We start from the raw sequence: 17405 nt of genomic DNA, 5'->3' as shown, positions 1-17405 counted from the left end.
ACGGGCGGGCTTTGTTCGCCGTAAACTTCACCCCCCGCCTTAGATTCTCCCCCTGTGCCACCTTGCTCCCGCAAGGGGCCACCGGTCGAAGCACGTTATGGTGCATATGTTCGAGATCATCCCAGTTTCCAGTACCGGCAACGGGAGACCCTTGCCTCTGCCGGATCAGCTCCGGGAGCATCGTTCGGAGACCCGGCGAGCAAGGAGGCAACTGTGGAGCTGACACGGCTTGTAGGTTCCTGCGACGAGGGCGAGTGCCCGACGCTGTACCTGACGGACCGGGGCACCCTCGCCGTCCAGGGCGAGCTCGTGACCGAACACAGCCTCCAGATCCCGGCGCACGAGATGTTGGTGGAGGTTCCCGTCGAACTCATTCGAAAGGCCGTCCGTGACAACCTCATCTAGGACTCTCGGGGATTGGTTCTCGGCGTTCGAGCGCGAGGCTTTTCGACTCGAAACGCTCGACGACTACAGTCAGTCCGGTGGAGTCGACGCCTACCGAGCCTTTCTCGCCGGTGGGGAACAGCCGGATGATTACAAGAACGCGGGATGGGTCAGAACAGTGGCCGATGCCACGCAGGCGGGCAAGCGCATGTACCGGGTGCACATCCTCTCGCGGCCGCTCACGGACTACCTTCGCTTCGAGCTCGCATGGGGATACCACCGCAACATGACGGCTGGTGAGGAGTTCTTCATCCTGGACGTCACCGACCGGGAGAACCCCGTTCCCGAAGCACCGGACTTCTGGCTCTTCGACGACGAGACTGCGGTCTCGATGAGCTACGACGGGGGCAAGTACCTCGGCGTCGAATTCCTCACTGGCGGCCGGGCCGCGGAACTCAGGGCGTGCCGCGACACCGTGATGGCTCAAGCGATTCCGTTCTCCGAATGGTGGGCCGAGCACAGCGAGTGAACAGAACGCGGATTGGACCGGCGCTGCGGGAACTACGGCAGGCCTCCGGAAAGGAGGCCAAGGCGGTGGCCCGCAGTGCCGTCATGTCCCCGAGCAAGCTGAGCAAGATCGAGACCGGCAAGGTGTCGCCCACCGTCGTGGATGTGGACCGCATTCTCACCGCTATAGGTGTGTCCGATGAGGTCAAGTCCGAGTACATGGCTGCCGCGCGGGCACAGGCCACAGAGGCGACCGCCTGGCGCCTGGTCCGGCGTCTCGGGTACCACCGCAAGCAGCAGCAGATCAAAGCGCTGGACGACTCCACCAGGCTTCTCCGCGTGTTCCAGCCCTCCCTCGTTCCGGGACTCCTGCAGTCGCCGGAGTACGTGCGTGCGGTCTTCGGGAGGAAAGGACTCGGTGAGGAACCGCTCGCACGGGCAGTCGCTGCGAGGCTGGTCAGACAGCAGTCCCTCTACGACGCCACGAAGACAATGCGGTTCGTTATCACCGAACCCGTTCTCCGGTGGCGTCTGGTGCCGCCCGCGATGATGGCCGGGCAGTTGGACCGCATCCTCTCCGCCTCTCGCCTCCCCCATGTCGACATCCGGATCGTGCCGCTGTCCGCACCGCAGTCCGATGTGCCGACGCACTCCTTCGTCATCCGGGACGACCGCACGGTGACGGTGGAGACCGTGCACGCCGAGGTCGCGGTCACCGATCCGCGGGATGTCGAGTTGTACATCCGCAAGTTCGATGGATTCGCGGCTGCGGCCATGGTTGGTGACGAGATGCGCCGAATGATCGAATCCATTCGAGACGAGTACTTGAGTGAAGAGCAAAGGCGAGGGTGAATTCCTGGAATAAATCTCAGCCTGCCTCGCTCCGTTTCCCGGTGACCATTCACCTTTCATGGTTCGGGTCGACCTTTGACCGAACAGGAAATCCTCGCCGGCCACCCGCGTTCTACCCCTACATTTGTGCTCGCCCGATGATGGGAGCCACAGGGGGTCCAGCATGCGCAGGAATCCGTCGTGCGCGCCCACCAATCGATGAGTGCGACGACGCGGAGGTACACATGTCCACCACCGTTCTGAGCCGGCCGGGAGGCGTTCCGGTCTTGGACCGTGCCGAGTCCCGGCTGCCGATGGGTGTCGCCGGTGCGACGCCCATGCCCGGGCTGGACGGCGAGAGCGGGCCCGGGAGCCCGTTCGCCTTCCGCTTCCTCGTCCCGGTCACCGGGGCCGGGGGGATCCTGCCCGCCGACATCGGCTACGACGACGAGACGCAGACCTGCACCTACGAGGGCCTCCCGCCCGGCGTCTACATGACCAGCAACCCGCCCAAGACCTACGGCCCGACGCAGCCCTCCGGGCAGATGGACGCGCCGGACGACCCGGGAAGCAGCAACGACTGAGATGCCGATCGCCGATGCCGTCCTCGTGCTGACGGGGACCTTCGATCCCACCGCCGACCTCGTGATCGAGGAGCTGAACCGGCGCGGAACCCCCGTCTTCCGGGCGGACACGGCGTGGTTCCCGTCGAGGCTGGCCCTGGCGGCCGGCCTCGACGGGGCCTCCGGCTGGACCGGCACGCTGGCCACCGAACGGCGCACGCTGGATCTCGCGGCCGTGCGGTCGGTCTACTACCGCCGCCCGACCGCGCCGGAGTTCCCCGTTGAGATGTCGGCGGAGGCCCGCAGGGTGGCCTCCGCCGAGGCACGACGAGGGTTCGGTGGCCTGCTGTCGGCGCTGCCCTGCCGGTGGCTGCCGCCGCCGGGCCGAGCGGCCGATGCCGAGTACAAGCCGTTCCAGCTCCGGGTGGCGGCCGAATGCGGGCTTCGGGTCCCGCGAACGCTGATCACCAACAGCCCTGAAGCAGCAGAGGAGTTCGCGAACGGGATCGGGGCTCCGGTGGTCTACAAGCCCTTCACGCCGATCCGCGGGACCACGGGCGGTCAGTCGGTTGCTGTGTACGCAAGAGTGCTGGACGTCGGCGACATCGGCGATCCGTCGATCCGCGAAACGGCGCACCTGTTCCAGGAGTGGGTGCCCAAGGCCCACGAAGTGCGGCTCACGGCTGTCGACGGACGGCTCTTCGCTGCGGAGATCCACGCGAACTCGGCGGCAGCAGAGGTCGATTGGCGTAGCGACTACGGCAGCCTGACCTACCAGGTCTGCGATGTTCCCGCAGGTGTGGCCAGCGCGGTCCGTCGCATGCTGGGAAGGCTCGGACTGCCCTACGGCGCCTTCGACTTCGTCGTATCCCCCTCGGGAGAGTGGACGTTCCTCGAGGTGAATCCCAACGGGCAGTACGGGTTCGTCGAACAGGCGACCGGCCTGCCCGTCACCGCCGCCATCTGCGACTACCTGGAAGGGAACGACCGAGGATGACGACTCTCCTCCACGACGACGAACAACTCCTGCGGGCCCGGGTCGTGTTGGCCTCGAAGATCGAGCGGGTGAGCGGGGCGCTGTCCTCGCGGGTGGTCGAGGCGTTCCTCAATGTGCCGCGGCATCCGTTCGTGCCGGTGTTCTACCGGTTGGAGCAGGACGGCGTTCATCGTCCCTGCCGGGCCGACGCCGGCTGGCTGCGGGAGGTGTACGCGGACCGGGTGCTGGTCACCGAGGTCGACGGCGTCCACGCGGAGGATGCCGGTCCGGAGGGGGTGCGGGGGGTGGCGACCTCCTCCTCCACGTTGCCGAGCCTGATGGCCGACATGCTCGACGCGCTGGATGTCCGCCCCGGGGACCGGGTGTTGGAGATCGGGACGGGCACGGGCTACAACGCCGCCCTGCTCTGCCACCTCGCGGGGGCGGCCCATGTCACGACCGTCGACCGCGCCGAGTACCTGGTGGCCACGGCCCGTACCCGGTTGGGTGAAGCGGGGTTCGAGGCCGTCGCGGTCCGGGTCGATGGAGCGGACGGTTACCCGGACGGCGCGCCGTACGACCGGGTCATCGCCACCTGTGGCGTCCGCCGGCTGCCCCCGGCGTGGCTCGACCAGTGCGTGCCCGGCGGCCTGGTCGTCGCCCCGGTCGGTGGTGCGGTGGCCAGGCTCACCAAGCTGCCGGACGGGCGTGCGGTCGGGCGGTTCCTGCACCGTCCGGCCGCCTTCATGCCGTTGCGCGGCGAAGGGACCGCGGGGTGGGAGGTGGCCGAGGCCCGTGCGGGCAGCCGGGCCACGGAGCTCGACTCGTACGTCCTGGACGACCCGGGGTTCGCGTTCTGGGCCGATCTCCACCTCGGGCCCACTGTCGTCCGTGACGGCCGTGCACTTCGCGACTTCGCGGACGGCTCGACCGCCCGCGCGCACGGCCGCACCGTCGTCCTCGGCGGCCCCCGTGACCTCTGGCGGACGGTCGAAGCCGCCCATCGGGCCTGGCTCGACCAGAACCGCCCCCGCCGTGAGTGGCTCACCGTCGAGGCCGGTCCGGAGGGCCAGTTCGTGGGCTGTACGGCGCCGGACGGCAGCACCGTCCGCTGGTCGCTCTGAGGGCGCGGGAAGTCGGCGACATCGACTTCCTGTGCGCGCGGATGCGGCATTGCACCGGATTCCGGCCGTTCTGGTCCGGATGGTGGCTCGATCGGCGCGCTTGTGAGTGACCGAGTGCGTGCATAGCGTGACCGGGTCGCGCTGCGACGCTCACACAAACGATGTGGAGGTGGCTTCGCCATTGCCTGGAACGCCCGAGTGCACCGAACCCATCGAGCCCACGGTCGCCGTCGCCGCGGCGAACCGGAAGGCCGCGGAGGAGTCCCGGCCGCCGACGAGAAGGACGGCCGGGACTTCGCCGACGCCAGCCGGTTCATGATCGCCCCGCCGGACGTCCCGGTCATCGTGTCCCGCAGGAGCGGAGAGAAGGTGGTCTGGGACTTCACCGCGTACGAGTTCCTCGACCCGGACCTGCGCGCGGAGATGCCGACGGTCAACGGCAGCCTCCACCGGCAGGGCGAACTGACCGCCGTCGCCGGGCTGTTCCAGGTCACCAGCTGTCGCGCGTACCGGGTCTACCAGGTGCGCGGCTACGACCTCTCCAACATGACGATCATCGAGTCCGACGAGGGCCTGGTCGTCATCGACCCGCTCGCCTGCTACGAGACCGCGCAGGCCGCCCTCCGGCTGTTCCGGGACAGGACCGAGCTCACCAAGGAGCAGCGGCCGGTCAAGGGCGTCGTCTACACCCACTGCCACGTGGACCACTTCGGTGGTTCGCGCGGTCTGTTCGCCGAGCTCGGCGACCCGCTGGAGCCGGGCGTCCCCGTCGTCGCGCCGGAGGGCTTCCTCGAACACGCCGTCAGCGAGAACATCCACGCCGGCCCGGCGATGGCCCGGCGCGCCCAGTACATGTACGCGGCGCGGCTGGACAAGGGGCCGACGGGGCAGGTCGGTGCCGGCCTGGGCCTGACCATCTCCACCGGCGAGGTCACTCTCGTCCCGCCGACCGTCCACATCGGCGGGCCCGAGCACCCGGCGGTGCCGAAGGCGCAGTGGAACGAGCAGGCCTACGTCATCCCCTGGCGGCCGGGGCTGTACCAGTACGAGCTGGCCGGCGTGCAGTTGCTGTTCCAGCTCACCCCGGGCCTTCGACGCGGCGGTCGAGGACAAGCTGGTCCTCCTGGAGGGCGAGCACGCCCAGGAGGCGGCGGACCGGGTCTTCGGCACGCTGACCCTCCCCGACCCGCAGTTCCCGATCGTCACCCCGTAACGGCCCACCCGGCAGGACCCGTTCCGGAGGTTCCCCCCTCCCCCGGGGGGGGGGAGCCGCCGGGATGCCTGCGGGATCGGGACCGGCTCCGAACACGTCGCCCCGCCGAGCTGCTGCTCGGCGGGGCGAGGTGCTGCGGGGGTCGCGCGGTCAGGGCTGCTGGGGGTCGGGTTGCTGCGGGTCGGGCTGGGGTGCGGTCGCCGGGCCCGCGCCGGGCGCCGGGCCGGTGGGGGCCCCGGTCCCGGTGCTGTTCGGGTTGGTCTTGGGCGCCGGGTCGGGGATGTCGGCCATCGGCAGGGACTGCTTGGGGGTGCCGCGCAGGGCCTGGTTCATGGCGTCCCGCCAGATCGGGCCGGGGCCGTCGGCGCCGAAGACCTCGGCGCGGTACTTCCCGTTGATGGTGATGTTGCGCATCTCCACGCCGCCCTGGGGGCCGCCGATCCAGACGGCGGTGGCGAGCTGCGGGGTGTAGCCGTTGAACCAGGCGGCCCGCTTGCGGTCCGAGGTGCCGGTCTTCCCGGCGATCTGCCGGTTGTCCTCCAGGCTGAGCGCCGCGCCGGTGCCGTTGTTCTCGGTGACGCCGTTCAGGACGGTGTTCAGCGCCCGCGCCGTCGACTCGGAGAACACCTTCTCGCACTGGCCGGCCGGGACGGGGACGTCCTTGCCATCGACGGTGGTGATCCGGTTGATGGCGACCGGGGCGCAGTGGGTGCCCTGGGCGGCGAAGGTCGCGTAGACGTTGGCCATGGTCAGCGGGCTCATCTCCTCGACGCCCAGGGCCATCGCGGGGACTTCCTCCAGGGGCTTGCCGCTGGCCTTGGTGGTGATGCCGAGCTTGTTGGCCATCTGCTTGACCGCGCAGAGGCCGATCTCCTGCTCCATCTGGATGAAGTAGGTGTTGACCGAGAGGGCCATTGCCATCTTCAGCTGGTACGGGCCCTTCTCGCTCGCGGACTCGTTGGGGACGACCGTCTTGGGGCGGGCGTCGTTCTTCCAGGTCCCTTCGCAGGTCTTCATCGTCGGGTACTCGAGCTTGTTGGGGGACGAGTACTCCTGGGTCGCCGGCAGGCCGGCCTCCAGTGCCGCGGCCGCGACGACCGGCTTGAAGGTGGAGCCGGGCTGGAAGCCGTTGCCGCCGCCCATCGCCGCGTCGACGTTGAGGTTGACGACGGTCTGGTTCTGGTTGGTGTCCAGGCCGTACGGGCGGGTCTGGGCCATCGCCAGGATCTTGCCGGTACCGGGCTCGACCATGGAGGCGGCGGCGGACACGGTGTCGGTGACCCGCACGTTGGTGCTCACCGCGTTCTGGGCGGCGGCCTGCTTGTCCGGGTCCAGCGTGGTGTAGATGTTCAGGCCGCCCTGGTTCCAGAACTTCTTGCGCTCGTCGGCGCTCTTGCCGAAGACCGGGTCCTGCTTGACCACGTGGCGCACGTAGTCGCAGAAGAAGCCCATCCCGGCCTGGGCGGTGATGCAACCGTTCTGCGGGGCCTTGAAGTTGAGGCCCAGCGGGGTGGCCTTCGCCTCCTTCGCCTGCTCGGCGGTGAGGTGCTTGTTCTCCAGCATCTTGTCGATGACGGTGTCGCGGCGGTTCTGCGCGGCCTGCGGGTGCAGCTTCGGGTCGTACTGGGACGGGTTCTGCACCAGCCCGGCGAGCGTGGCCGCTTCGGCGACGGTCAGGTCCTTGTTGCTCTTGCTGAAGTAGCGCTGGGAGGCGGCCTCCACGCCGTAGGCGCCGTTCCCGTAGTACGTGATGTTGAGGTAGTTGGTGAGGATCTGCTCCTTCGGCACCTCCTCCTCCAGCTTGATGGCGACCTTGAGCTCCTGGATCTTGCGGCCCAGGGTCTTGCGCTGGGCCTCCAGGACGGCGTCCCGGTCGTCGCCGGCCTGTTCCACGTTGACGTTCTTCACGTACTGCTGGGTCAGCGTGGAGGCGCCCTGGGAGGTGGTGCCGCTCTCCGCGTTCTTGCTGATGGCGCGCAGCACGCCCTTGAGGTCGACGGCGCCGTGCTCGTAGAAGCGGGCGTCCTCGATGTCGACCTGGGCCTGCCGCATGAACGGCGACATCTGCTCGGCGGTGATGACGGTGCGGTCGCGCTCGTAGACCTTGGCGATCAGCCCGCCCTTGGCGTCGAAGATCTGGGTGGCCTGGGTGAGCGGCGGGGTCTTGAAGTCGGAGGGGACGTCCTCGAACCCCTCCGCCGTGTTCTTGGCCGCCAGCCCGATGCCGCCGGCGACGGGCAGGGCGAGGCCGGCCAGCAGGACGCCGGACACCACGCTCACCCCCAGGAAGGTCGCACCGAAGCGGGCCAGCCGGAGCGGCGCCTTGCGGGGCGGCTGGGCGGCCGCGTCCTCGGCGGAACTCCATATCGGGGGGTGGTTCGAATCCATTCCGGAATGCTAACCGGTGAAAGTCACCGGCCGAACGGTTTTTCGGGCGCGGTTGTCACGGCTGTGCAACAGGCGGGGGACCGGCCCCGACAGGGCGGGTCGTGTACGCACTGAATGAATGCGGGGAATTGGGTGGTCCGTACGCAATGCGGACCGATCCGCGTGCGGCGCCGTCCCCTCCCATGGTCCTGCACTCACTGTGATGCGGTGGGCGGGCCGAAAGGTTGCGGGCGTCCGGTCAGGCGGCGGCACCTCCGGTCCCCGGGGCGGCGTCTTCGGCCCCGGGGGCGCTCTCCAGGACCGCTTCGACGTCGACCTCGACGTCGACCAGGTTGCCGACCACCGTGCCGCCCCGGTCCACCACGTCGTTCCAGCTCACGCCGAAGTCCTGGCGGTTGATCCGGGTGCTGGCGGTGAATCCGGCGCGCCGCCGGGGGCCCAGGTCGCGCCCGTCCTCCCACCACGGGGTGTCCCACTGCCCGAGGTAGGTCACGTCGAAGGTGACCGGGCGGGTCACGCCGCGGATGGTGAGCCGACCCGTGACCTCGAAGCCGCTCGCGCTCACCTGGTGGACCTGTGATCCGACGAAGCTCCAGGTCGGGTGGTGCTCGACGTCGAAGAAGTCGGCGCTGCGCAGATGCGCGTCCCGCTCGGGCGAACCGGTGTACACCTGGGTCGCGTCGATGGTCGCCTCGACCCTGGCCTGCTCCGGAGCGTCCGGGTCGACCTCCAGGAAGCCGTGCACGTTCTTCAGCTGGCCGCGCACGTAGGTGACCATCATGTGTCTCGCGCGGAACTCCGCACCGGTGTGGCTGGGTTCGAAGAACCATTTCGTGGTGGCCATGGCGACTCCGTGGGGTGGTGGCCGGCGGGTCCCCGAGATTCCCTCCAGCCAGCGTAGGACGAAGCCGGCCCGCGGTCGTCCGGACGGCGGCCGACCCGCACCGCCGCCGCCCGCCGGACCGGCGGCACCGCCGCGGCCGCCCGCCGGACTGGCAGCACCACCGCGACCGGGCCAGGCTGGTGGGGACGGACCGCCCAGCCGAGGAGGCAGGCATGACCGGCGAGCCGATCCCGGGGATCGACCCCACCGCGGTGCCCAGCGGCGAGGGCTGCGCGGAGTGCCTGGCCGGTGGCGGGTGGTGGTTCCACCTGCGGCGCTGCGCGGCCTGCGGCCACATCGGCTGCTGCGACTCCTCCCCGGCCCAGCACGCGACGAAGCACGCCCGCGGGGCCGGCCACCCGTTCCTGGTCAGCTTCGAGCCCGGCGAGGACTGGTTCTGGAACCTGGAGACCGGCGCGTACTACGAGGGCCCGCCGCTGGCACCGCCCACCGCCCACCCGGCCGACCAGCCCACCCCGGGCCCGGCCGGCAAGGTCCCCGCCGACTGGCAGTCGCGGCTGCACTGACGGCCCCGCGGCCGCACCGGCGGCCCCGAGGCATTCGGCCGGGCACAGCCGAGCCGGGCACAACCGGGCCGGGCACAACCGGATCGTTCCGGCGGCCCCTTGCGCCTCGCGAGGGGCCGCCGGGCGCTGTCCGCCCGCCCGGCCACGGCGGAAAACCGGGCGACTCCCGCTGGCTTGATCCCCTACGGTGAACGCGCCCAGGGCGGCCGTTTACCGCCCGTCGACGTGGCGCGACCAACGCGCCCGCACCCCAGGGGGTCCCCTGTCATGACGCGCACCCTTGTCGTAGAGCTCCACGCGCACCTCGGAGAGACGGTCACCGTCCACGGGTGGGTGAACACGCTCCGACTCCAGCGGCGCATCCAGTTCGTGCTGGTCCGGGACCACACCGGTCTCGTGCAGGTCACCCACCTCCGCGGTGGGGAGGGCGACGCCGTCGAGGCCGCCTTCGAGGGCGTGACGGTCGAGTCCGCCGTGAAGATCACCGGAAAGGTCGTCGCCAACCCGCAGGTCAAGCTCGGCGGGCTGGAGATCGTCCCGTCCCGGGTGGAGGTGGTCTCACCGGCCGAGCCGAAGCTGCCGATCGACGAGAGGACCGGTATCGACCAGCGCCTGGACTGGCGCTTCCTCGACATCCGGCGCCCCTCCCAGCACCTGGTCTTCGACGTCCAGACGACCGTCGAGCGGGCGATGCGCGAGGTGGCGGCCGAGGAGGGCTTCACCGAGCTGCACACGCCGAAGCTGATGGGGACGGCCTCCGAGTCGGGCGCCGAGGTGTTCGAGGTCGGCTACTTCGGCCGCACCGCCTACCTCGCCCAGTCCCCGCAGTTCTACAAGCAGATGGCCATCGCCGGCGGCATCGACCGGGTCTTCGAGATCGGGCCGGTGTTCCGGGCCGAGCCGTCCTTCACCTCCCGGCACGCCACCGAGTTCACCGGGGTCGACGTCGAGATCGCCTGGATCGACGGGGTCGAGGACGTGATGGCTTTCGAGGAGCGGATGCTGCACCGCGTCCTGGCGGCCGTGGCCGAACGCCACGGCTCGGCGATCGCCGAGCACTTCGGCACCGCGGTCACGGTCCCCGGGCTGCCGTTCCCCCGGATCACGATGGCCGAGGCGCTGGCCCGGCTCCGCGCCACCGGCTGGGACCGGGAGGGCGTCAAGGACGACCTCGACCCCGAGGGCGAGCGCGCGCTGTGCGCCCTGATCGCCGAGGAGACCGGGCACGAGTTCGTCTTCGTCACGCGGTTCCCGGCCGCCGTACGGCCGTTCTACCACCTGCGGCCCGAGGACGACCCGACCGTCACCGAGTCCTTCGACCTGCTGTGGAAGGGCGTGGAGATCACCACCGGCGCCCAGCGCGAGCACCGGTACGACCGTCTCGTCGCCCAGGCCCGGGAGAAGGGCATGGACACCGGGCCGCTCTCCGGATACCTCGACTGCTTCCGCTACGGCACGCCGCCGCACGGCGGGCTCGGTCTGGGGCTCGGCCGGCTGCTCATGCTGGCGCTGGGCCTGCCGTCGATCCGCGAGGCGACGTTCCTCTTCCGGGGCCCGCACCGGCTCGAACCGTAGGACTCGAACCGCAGGACCCGAACCGCACGGATCGAGCCGTGGACGGGGACGGACGGCCGGAACGACGGAACGGGCCGCGCCCGAGGAAGAGACCTCCTCGGGCGCGGCCCGTTCTTTCGTGTCCGTCGGCCGTCGTGTCCGTCGGCCGGATTCCGTCAGCTGCGGCGCAGGGCCTCGGTGAGCCGGTTGGCGGCTTCGATGATGGCCTGGGCGTGCAGCCGGCCCGGGTGGCGGGTCAGGCGCTCGATGGGGCCGGAGACGGAGACGGCGGCCACCACGCGGTTGGACGGCCCGCGGACGGGGGCGGAGACGGACGCGACGCCCGGCTCCCGCTCCCCGATGGACTGGGCCCAGCCGCGGCGGCGGACGCCGCTGAGCGCGGTGGCGGTGAAGCGGGCGCCCTGGAGGCCTCGGTGGAGGCGCTCGGGCTCTTCCCAGGCCAGGAGGACCTGGGCGGCGGAGCCGGCCTTCATCGGCAGGGTGCTGCCGACGGGGACGGTGTCGCGCAGGCCGGAGAGTCGTTCGGCGGCGGCGACGCAGATGCGCATTTCGCCTTGGCGGCGGTAGAGCTGCGCGCTTTCCCCGGTGACGTCGCGCAGGTGGGTGAGGACGGGGCCCGCGGTGGCGAGCAGTCGGTCCTCGCCGGCGGCGGCGGAGAGTTCGGACAGGCGGGGGCCGAGGATGAAGCGGCCCTGCATGTCCCGGGTGACCAGGCGGTGGTGTTCGAGTGCGACGGCGAGTCTGTGGGCGGTGGGGCGCGCCAGACCGGTGGCGGCGACCAGCCCCGCCAGCGTGGCGGGGCCCGACTCCAGTGCGCTGAGCACCAGAGCGGCCTTGTCGAGAACGCCGACGCCGCTAGTGTTGTCCATACCATGATATTGCAGTCTCAGTTGGCGAGACGCAAGTCCGTTTCGATGTTCGCTATCCTCTCAGATGCCCGCAAAGCGGCTCTTCCGGGACTCTGCATCTCACATGCTGGATGCGTCGGAGGGCGTGCCGCGGCACCGGAACCGCGGGCGGCGAAGCGGCGGGCGAAGCGGCGGGGGAGCGGCGGAGGGAATGGCGGGGGAAACGGCGGGGGAAATGAAAAAAGCCCCTGCCGTGTCACTGTCGGACACGGCAGGGGCCGTAAGAAGAATTCGGCGGCGTCCTACTCTCCCACAGGGTCCCCCCTGCAGTACCATCGGCGCTGAAAGGCTTAGCTTCCGGGTTCGGAATGGAGCCGGGCGTTTCCCTCTCGCTATGACCACCGAAATGATCGGGCCGGGCAATTGCTCGAAAGCATTGCCTTCGCCTCGCTGCAAATCATAGCAGGAGGGAAAACGAGGGGATTCCGCGGCCTCAGCGGCCGGCGTCCGTCGGGCCGGTCCACGGGGCCGGCCGGGCCGGATCCGGTGCCGAGCCGGGCAGCGGGCTGGTGTCCAGGTACCGGGTCTCGTAGACCCGCTCGGTGAACCGCCAGCCGTCCGCGGTGCGCCGGTACCGGTCGTGGTAGATCGCGTGGTTGATCCCCTGCCGGCCGTCCTTGAGGCGCGCGAGCTCGTACATGTGGGCGCGGCCGGTCGCGGTGTCGCCGTCGATCACGACCGCCCCCGGGTGGGTGTTCTGGATGAAGAAGTCCCACTGCTCCTGGAGCTTCTCGCCGCCGGCCCGGATCTGCTCCGGGCCGGTCAGCTCGATCGGGACGTCGGGCATCCGCAGCACGCCGTCGGGGGTGAACAGCGCGGCGAGGCGGGCGCGGTCGCGCATCATCACCGCGTCGGTGAACTCGGCCTGCAGGGCCGTGATCTCGACGCGGTCGGCGATCGCCTGGAAGTCGTTCATCGGGTTCTCCGTTCCGTTCCACAGGTACGACGGACAGGACAGAACAGCCGCTCGAAATGTGACATGAGCGGGAAGGCGTCACATCCCGGGCCGCCGCGCTGTCATAGGAGGAGCGGAGAGCCGTCGAGTCGAAGGGGTGGGGACACGGTGCGGGAAGCAGGGGGCAGCACCACGACCGAGCCGGGCCCGGGCGCGATCATGGGCGAGCGGCGCCGGCTGATCGACCTGGCGTACCGGTTGCTCGGTTCGCCGGTGGACGCCGAGGACGTGGTGCAGGAGACGTACGCCCGCTGGTACGCGCTGCCCCGGCGGGAGCGGGAGGCGATCGTCTCGTCCGGCGGCTGGCTGACCACGGTGGCCAGCAGGATCTGCCTCAACCGGCTCGGCTCGGTCCGGGTGCGGCGGGAGCGCCACGTCGGCGGGTGGATCCCCGGGCCGCCGCCCGCGCGCCGGGAGTGGACGGACGCCGCAGCCGACCCCGCGGCCGACCCCGTGGCCGGCCCGGCGGCCCCGGCGGCGGACCCGGCCGACCGGATCACCCCGGACGGGACGGTGGGCACGGCCTTCCTGGTGGCCCTGGAGGCCGTGACCCCGGCCGAACGGGTCGCCTTCGTCCTGCACGACGTCTTCGGCCATCCCTTCGTCGAAGTGGCCGCGATCGTCGGCCGCAGTCCGGCCGCCTGCCGTCGGCTGGCCGCCTCCGCCCACCGCCGGATCCGGGCCGCGCAGGCCACGGCCGCGCCGGGAGCCTGATCACCCGCATCCGGCGGGTGATCAGGCTCCCGGAGAAGCTCCGGCCGCGGACACAGGGGCGGCCGATCCGGAGCCGTGCGCGGGTGTGAGGCGCGTCGCGCCGGGCGGGCGGGGCCCCCGTCCGGCGCGCGTCCGTCGTGTCCACGCCCGTGCGCACACCATCGAGCCCACCCCTGTGCGCCGATCGTCCAAAAACCGACCGATAAGGTGTTAATCCAACATTCATCCATGCCGCATAGCCTCCGGGGGCTAGCCTCATGCTGAACGTCATCGTCCGACCGGGAGGCGAAAGCCCCGTGCAAGGCACTGTCACCACACCAGGCGGCTCCACGGTGGCCGGGGGCCAGGGCGAAGCGTTCCTGCTCGTCGTGGACGACGAACCCAACATCCGCGAGCTGCTCTCCGCCTCGCTGCGCTTCTCCGGCTTCCGCGTCGCCTCCGCCGCCAGCGGGACCGAGGCGCTCGAACTGGTCGCCGCCGAGCGCCCGGACCTGGTCGTGCTCGACGTGATGCTCCCCGACCTCGACGGCTTCACCGTCGTCGAGAAGCTGCGCGAGCGCACCAGCCGCGGACAGATAGCCGGCCCGGCCCACGGGCACCCCGGCGACCACCTGCCGGTGCTCTTCCTCACCGCCAAGGACGGCGTCGGCGACAAGGTGCAGGGCCTGGCCGCCGGGGCGGACGACTACGTCACCAAGCCGTTCAGCCTGGAGGAGCTGATCGCCCGGATCCGCGCCATCCTGCGCCGGGCCGGCGGGCCCGCCGAGGACGGCCGGCTGATCGTCGCCGACCTCAGCCTCGACCCGGTCGCCCACGAGGTCACCCGGGGCGGCACCCCGGTCTCGCTCTCCCCGACCGAGTTCAAGCTGCTGCACTACCTGATGGCCAACGTCGGCCGGGTGGTCTCCAAGTCGCAGATCCTCGACCACGTCTGGGCCTACGACTTCGGCGGGGACCTCTCCATCGTCGAGTCGTACATCTCCTACCTGCGCCGCAAGCTCGACTCCGGCCCGGCGCACGGCCCCAAGCTGATCCACACCGTGCGCGGCATCGGCTACGCCCTGCGCCGCCCCCCGCAGGGCTGACCGGGTCCGCTCGTGCTCGCCCGCTTCTCCGCCCGGATGTCGCTGCGCGCCCGGCTGCTGGTGCTCGTGCTCGCCCTGGTCACCACCGGGCTCGCGGTCAGCGACACCTTCGTGCTCGGCACCGTCCGGAGCCAGCTGGTGCAGCAGCTGGACGAACAGCTCCAGCGCTACGGGCCGCCGCTCTCCCGCAAGCCCCCGGGCCAGCTGACCGCGCAGAGCGCCGGCCGCCCCGCCGTCGCCGGCCGGCGGGTCAGCCTGCCCAGCCAGTACCTGGTGCAGTACCTCTCCTCGGACGGCAAGGTCCAGGCGCTGATGCGCCAGCCCGTCTCGGACAGCGACCCGGCGCCCCAGCTGGAGGGACTGGACCCGACCCGGACCGCCCCCGACGTCCCCTTCGACCTGCCCGACCAGCGCGGCCAGCACCGCTGGCGGGTCCTGGTGCTGCCGCTCCAGACCCCCCGCGGGCAGGCCGCCAACCCCAGCGCGTACGCCTCGCCGGCGGTCACCCCGACCCACGTCATGGTGGCGGTCTCCCGCGAGGACATCGACGCCACCCTCGGCAAGCTGCGCACCTCCTTCCAGGCCATCGGCGGCGGCGTCCTGGTGGTGATCGCCGCGCTCGGCCTCTTCGCCGTACGGGCCGGGCTGCGGCCGCTGCGCCGGATCGAGGAGGGCGCCGAGCGGATCGCGGCCGGCGAGCTGTCGCACCGGATGCCGGAGCTCTCCCCGGGCACCGAGGTCGGCCGGCTGTCGGTCGCGCTCAACGGGATGCTCACCCAGATCGAGGCGGCCTTCGCGGCCCGCGCCGAGTCCGAGGCCCGGATGCGGCGTTTCGTCGCCGACGCCTCGCACGAGCTGCGCACCCCGTTGGCCGGGATCCGCGGCTTCGCCGAGCTGTACCGGATGGGCGGGCTGCCCGCCGAGGCCGACGTCAAGCGGACCATGACCCGGATCGAGAGCGAGGCCGACCGGATGGGCGCCCTGGTCGAGGACCTGCTGGTGCTCGCCCGGCTGGACGAGGAGCGCCCGCTCGACCTCGCCCCGATGGACCTGCGCACCCTCGCCGCCGACGCGCTGCACGACCTCACCGCCCTCGACCCGAGCCGCCCGGTCGCGCTCACCGGCCCGGCCGGCACCGGCGCGCCCGGCGCCGCGCCCGTCATCGGCGACGAGGCCCGGCTGCGGCAGGTGGTCACCAACCTGGTCGGCAACGCGGTCAAGCACACCCCGCCCGGCACCCCGGTCCGGATCGGGGTGGGCACCGACCCCGGTGGCGTCTGCCTGCTGGAGGTCGCCGACTCCGGCCCGGGCCTCACCGAGGAGCAGGCCCAGCGGGTCTTCGACCGCTTCTTCCGGGTCGATCCCTCCCGCAGCCGCGACAACGGCGGCGGCGCCGGCCTCGGCCTCGCCATCGCGACCGCCCTCACCCGCGCCCACGGCGGCACGCTCACCCTGCACACCGCCCCGGGCGAGGGCGCCACCTTCCGCGTCGAACTGCCCTGCCAGCACTGACCGGATTTCCTGCGGGTTCGCCCGAATGTCGGGAATTCCGGCCTTTGCGCAGCGGACCGCCCCGACTTTGTCGACTCGTCAATTCCCCGGCGAACCAGGAAGACACGGTGCCCGGTCATTGCCGGAATCCGGCATGGAGCGTCAAGAATGCGTATGCCTATGATCGGTGCTGCCCGGCCGTCGGAAACCCTTCCGGCCGAGGCTTTTGCTTTCCTGCAGGCCCGAAAGGGGTCATTGTGAAACTCCGCCGTTCGCTGGTCTCGGCCGCCCTCGTCGCCGCCGTCGTCTCGCCCGCCGTGGTGCTCTCCGCGGCACCCGCCTTCGCGGAGTCGGCCTCCGTCGCGCAGACCCGGAGCGACAACGGCTCGATCGCCGAACTGGAGCGCGCCGTCGCCGACGCCGCCAAGGCGTACACGGCGGCCATCGCCAACGAGGCCAAGGTGCGGGCCGAGGCCTCCGCCTTCCTCGACAACTCGCAGCCCTACCAGGGCACGTACGAGGAGGCCAAGGCCGCCGCGGTGAAGGCCGCCGCGGCCAAGGACGCCGCCAGGAAGGAGGCCGAGGCGGCCTCCGACGCGTTCCGCGTCGCCACGGAGGAGGAGCTGCCCGCGGCCAGGGAGCGGCTGAACAAGGCGTACGCCGCTGCGAACGCCGCCAACGCCGCGGACGCGAAGGCCAAGGCCGCCGTGACCGCCGCGGCGAATGCCCTGGACGACGCCCGGGTCGAGGCGTTCCGGCGGATCCACACGGCGGACCAGGCCACCAAGGCCGCGGCCGCCGCCAAGGCCGCCGCGGACCAGGCCCTCGCCGAAGCGAGGGCGGCCGCCGAGAAGCCGGTCGAGAAGCCCGCCGAGAAGCCCGCCGAGAAGCCGGTGGAGCAGCCCGCGGCGGTCACCCCGGTCTCCAACACCACCACCACAGCCAAGACCGGCACCACCGGCAAGTCGACCGCCTCGACCACGTCGACCACCCGGGCCACCACCGGCTCGACCACCGAACTCGCCGAGACCGGCTCCAACCCGGCCACCCCGTACCTCGCCCTCGGTGCCGGCCTCGCGATCAGCCTCGGCGCCGCGGCCCTCTACGTCTCCCGCCGCAAGCCGGCCACCCGCCCCACCTCCTGACCCACCCCGGTCGCGCCCGCTCGGGAGGGCGGCGCGACCACCCCGGAACCGCAGGACAGGCCCCGGCCCTTCCTGCGGTACCGGCGTTCCCGGCCCCCAGACTCCCGGATCGGCTGCACCCGGCGGAGCCGGCGCC

Annotated in this window: 15 protein-coding genes, 1 rRNA gene and 2 pseudogenes; 13 read left to right on the top strand and 5 right to left on the bottom strand. The window is 71.2% G+C overall.

Annotation, left to right across the window (positions count from 1 at the left end):
* The first annotated feature begins 213 nt into the window (after nucleotides 1–213).
* The 7 genes and pseudogenes from ACFWJ4_RS36915 to ACFWJ4_RS36885 form a co-directional block, all read left to right on the top strand.
* Nucleotides 214–405: a hypothetical protein gene (locus ACFWJ4_RS36915; protein WP_359905104.1), complete on the top strand. Its 192-nt coding sequence runs from the start codon at nucleotides 214–216 to the stop codon at nucleotides 403–405.
* A complete protein-coding gene (locus ACFWJ4_RS36910; protein ID WP_380552504.1) occupies nucleotides 389–913 on the top strand; it encodes a DUF6879 family protein in 525 nt (174 codons plus the stop codon). The genes ACFWJ4_RS36915 and ACFWJ4_RS36910 overlap by 17 nt, the downstream gene beginning before the upstream one ends.
* Complete coding sequence (locus tag ACFWJ4_RS36905; RefSeq protein WP_380552502.1) at nucleotides 910–1743, top strand: helix-turn-helix domain-containing protein; 834 nt, start codon at nucleotides 910–912, stop codon at nucleotides 1741–1743. The genes ACFWJ4_RS36910 and ACFWJ4_RS36905 overlap by 4 nt, the downstream gene beginning before the upstream one ends.
* Nucleotides 1744–1967: 224 nt before the next feature.
* Nucleotides 1968–2306 carry a hypothetical protein gene (locus ACFWJ4_RS36900; RefSeq protein ID WP_380552499.1) on the top strand — a complete coding sequence of 113 codons (339 nt, stop codon included), beginning with the start codon at nucleotides 1968–1970 and terminating at the stop codon, nucleotides 2304–2306.
* 1 nt (nucleotide 2307) lies between these two features.
* Nucleotides 2308–3282 (top strand): ATP-grasp ribosomal peptide maturase, encoded by a 975-nt coding sequence (gene tgmB / locus ACFWJ4_RS36895; protein WP_380552496.1) that lies wholly within the window; start codon nucleotides 2308–2310, stop codon nucleotides 3280–3282.
* Nucleotides 3279–4385: a methyltransferase domain-containing protein gene (locus ACFWJ4_RS36890; RefSeq protein ID WP_380552494.1), complete on the top strand. Its 1107-nt coding sequence runs from the start codon at nucleotides 3279–3281 to the stop codon at nucleotides 4383–4385. Before tgmB ends, ACFWJ4_RS36890 begins: the two co-directional genes overlap by 4 nt.
* A 315-nt stretch (nucleotides 4386–4700) precedes the next feature.
* Nucleotides 4701–5096: pseudogene (locus ACFWJ4_RS36885) on the top strand (MBL fold metallo-hydrolase); the annotation flags it as partial.
* A 652-nt stretch (nucleotides 5097–5748) separates the two neighbouring features.
* Here the strand turns inward: ACFWJ4_RS36885 and ACFWJ4_RS36880 are convergent.
* Nucleotides 5749–7986: a transglycosylase domain-containing protein gene (locus ACFWJ4_RS36880; protein WP_380552491.1), complete on the bottom strand. Its 2238-nt coding sequence runs from the start codon at nucleotides 7984–7986 to the stop codon at nucleotides 5749–5751.
* Nucleotides 7987–8224: 238 nt separating this feature from the next.
* Entirely contained in the window at nucleotides 8225–8830 is a 606-nt protein-coding gene (locus ACFWJ4_RS36875) for a YceI family protein (RefSeq protein ID WP_380552488.1), read from the bottom strand.
* Nucleotides 8831–9042: 212 nt separating this feature from the next.
* Here ACFWJ4_RS36875 and ACFWJ4_RS36870 point away from each other — a divergent pair, with 212 nt between their 5' ends.
* Both ACFWJ4_RS36870 and aspS read left to right on the top strand, forming a co-directional pair.
* Nucleotides 9043–9396, top strand: a complete 354-nt coding sequence (locus ACFWJ4_RS36870) for a UBP-type zinc finger domain-containing protein (RefSeq protein ID WP_359905082.1) — start codon at nucleotides 9043–9045, stop codon at nucleotides 9394–9396.
* Between the two features lie 267 nt (nucleotides 9397–9663).
* Nucleotides 9664–10971 (top strand): aspartate--tRNA(Asn) ligase, encoded by a 1308-nt coding sequence (gene aspS / locus ACFWJ4_RS36865; protein ID WP_380552485.1) that lies wholly within the window; start codon nucleotides 9664–9666, stop codon nucleotides 10969–10971.
* Nucleotides 10972–11126: 155 nt separating this feature from the next.
* Here aspS and ACFWJ4_RS36860 read toward each other — a convergent pair whose 3' ends face one another.
* The 3 genes from ACFWJ4_RS36860 to ACFWJ4_RS36850 all read right to left on the bottom strand — a co-directional run bounded on the left by ACFWJ4_RS36860 (nucleotide 11127) and on the right by ACFWJ4_RS36850 (nucleotide 12795).
* Nucleotides 11127–11840 (bottom strand): IclR family transcriptional regulator, encoded by a 714-nt coding sequence (locus ACFWJ4_RS36860; protein WP_030246527.1) that lies wholly within the window; start codon nucleotides 11838–11840, stop codon nucleotides 11127–11129.
* A gap of 268 nt (nucleotides 11841–12108) precedes the next feature.
* Nucleotides 12109–12225, bottom strand: a 5S ribosomal RNA gene (rrf, locus tag ACFWJ4_RS36855).
* Nucleotides 12226–12312: 87 nt separating this feature from the next.
* Nucleotides 12313–12795, bottom strand: a complete 483-nt coding sequence (locus ACFWJ4_RS36850) for a nuclear transport factor 2 family protein (protein ID WP_380552482.1) — start codon at nucleotides 12793–12795, stop codon at nucleotides 12313–12315.
* Nucleotides 12796–12993: 198 nt separating this feature from the next.
* On the opposite strand from ACFWJ4_RS36850, the pseudogene ACFWJ4_RS36845 reads away from it, so the two are divergent.
* The 4 genes and pseudogenes from ACFWJ4_RS36845 to ACFWJ4_RS36830 form a co-directional block, all read left to right on the top strand.
* Nucleotides 12994–13545, top strand: a pseudogene (locus ACFWJ4_RS36845) (sigma factor); the annotation flags it as partial.
* Between the two features lie 299 nt (nucleotides 13546–13844).
* Nucleotides 13845–14633, top strand: coding sequence for a response regulator transcription factor (locus ACFWJ4_RS36840; protein WP_359914346.1), 789 nt, complete (start codon nucleotides 13845–13847; stop codon nucleotides 14631–14633).
* Between the two features lie 12 nt (nucleotides 14634–14645).
* The gene (locus ACFWJ4_RS36835) at nucleotides 14646–16145 is read left to right on the top strand and encodes a sensor histidine kinase (protein ID WP_380552479.1); all 1500 of its coding nucleotides are present in this window, start codon (nucleotides 14646–14648) and stop codon (nucleotides 16143–16145) included.
* 236 nt (nucleotides 16146–16381) lie between these two features.
* Complete coding sequence (locus ACFWJ4_RS36830; protein ID WP_380552476.1) at nucleotides 16382–17269, top strand: LAETG motif-containing sortase-dependent surface protein; 888 nt, start codon at nucleotides 16382–16384, stop codon at nucleotides 17267–17269.
* The last annotated feature ends 136 nt before the right edge of the window (nucleotides 17270–17405 follow it).

The sequence above is a fragment of the Kitasatospora sp. NPDC127067 genome (genome assembly GCF_042724755.1).
GTDB classification, from domain to species: domain Bacteria; phylum Actinomycetota; class Actinomycetes; order Streptomycetales; family Streptomycetaceae; genus Kitasatospora; species Kitasatospora lactacystinica.
This window is presented reverse-complemented; position numbering and strand designations above follow the sequence as displayed.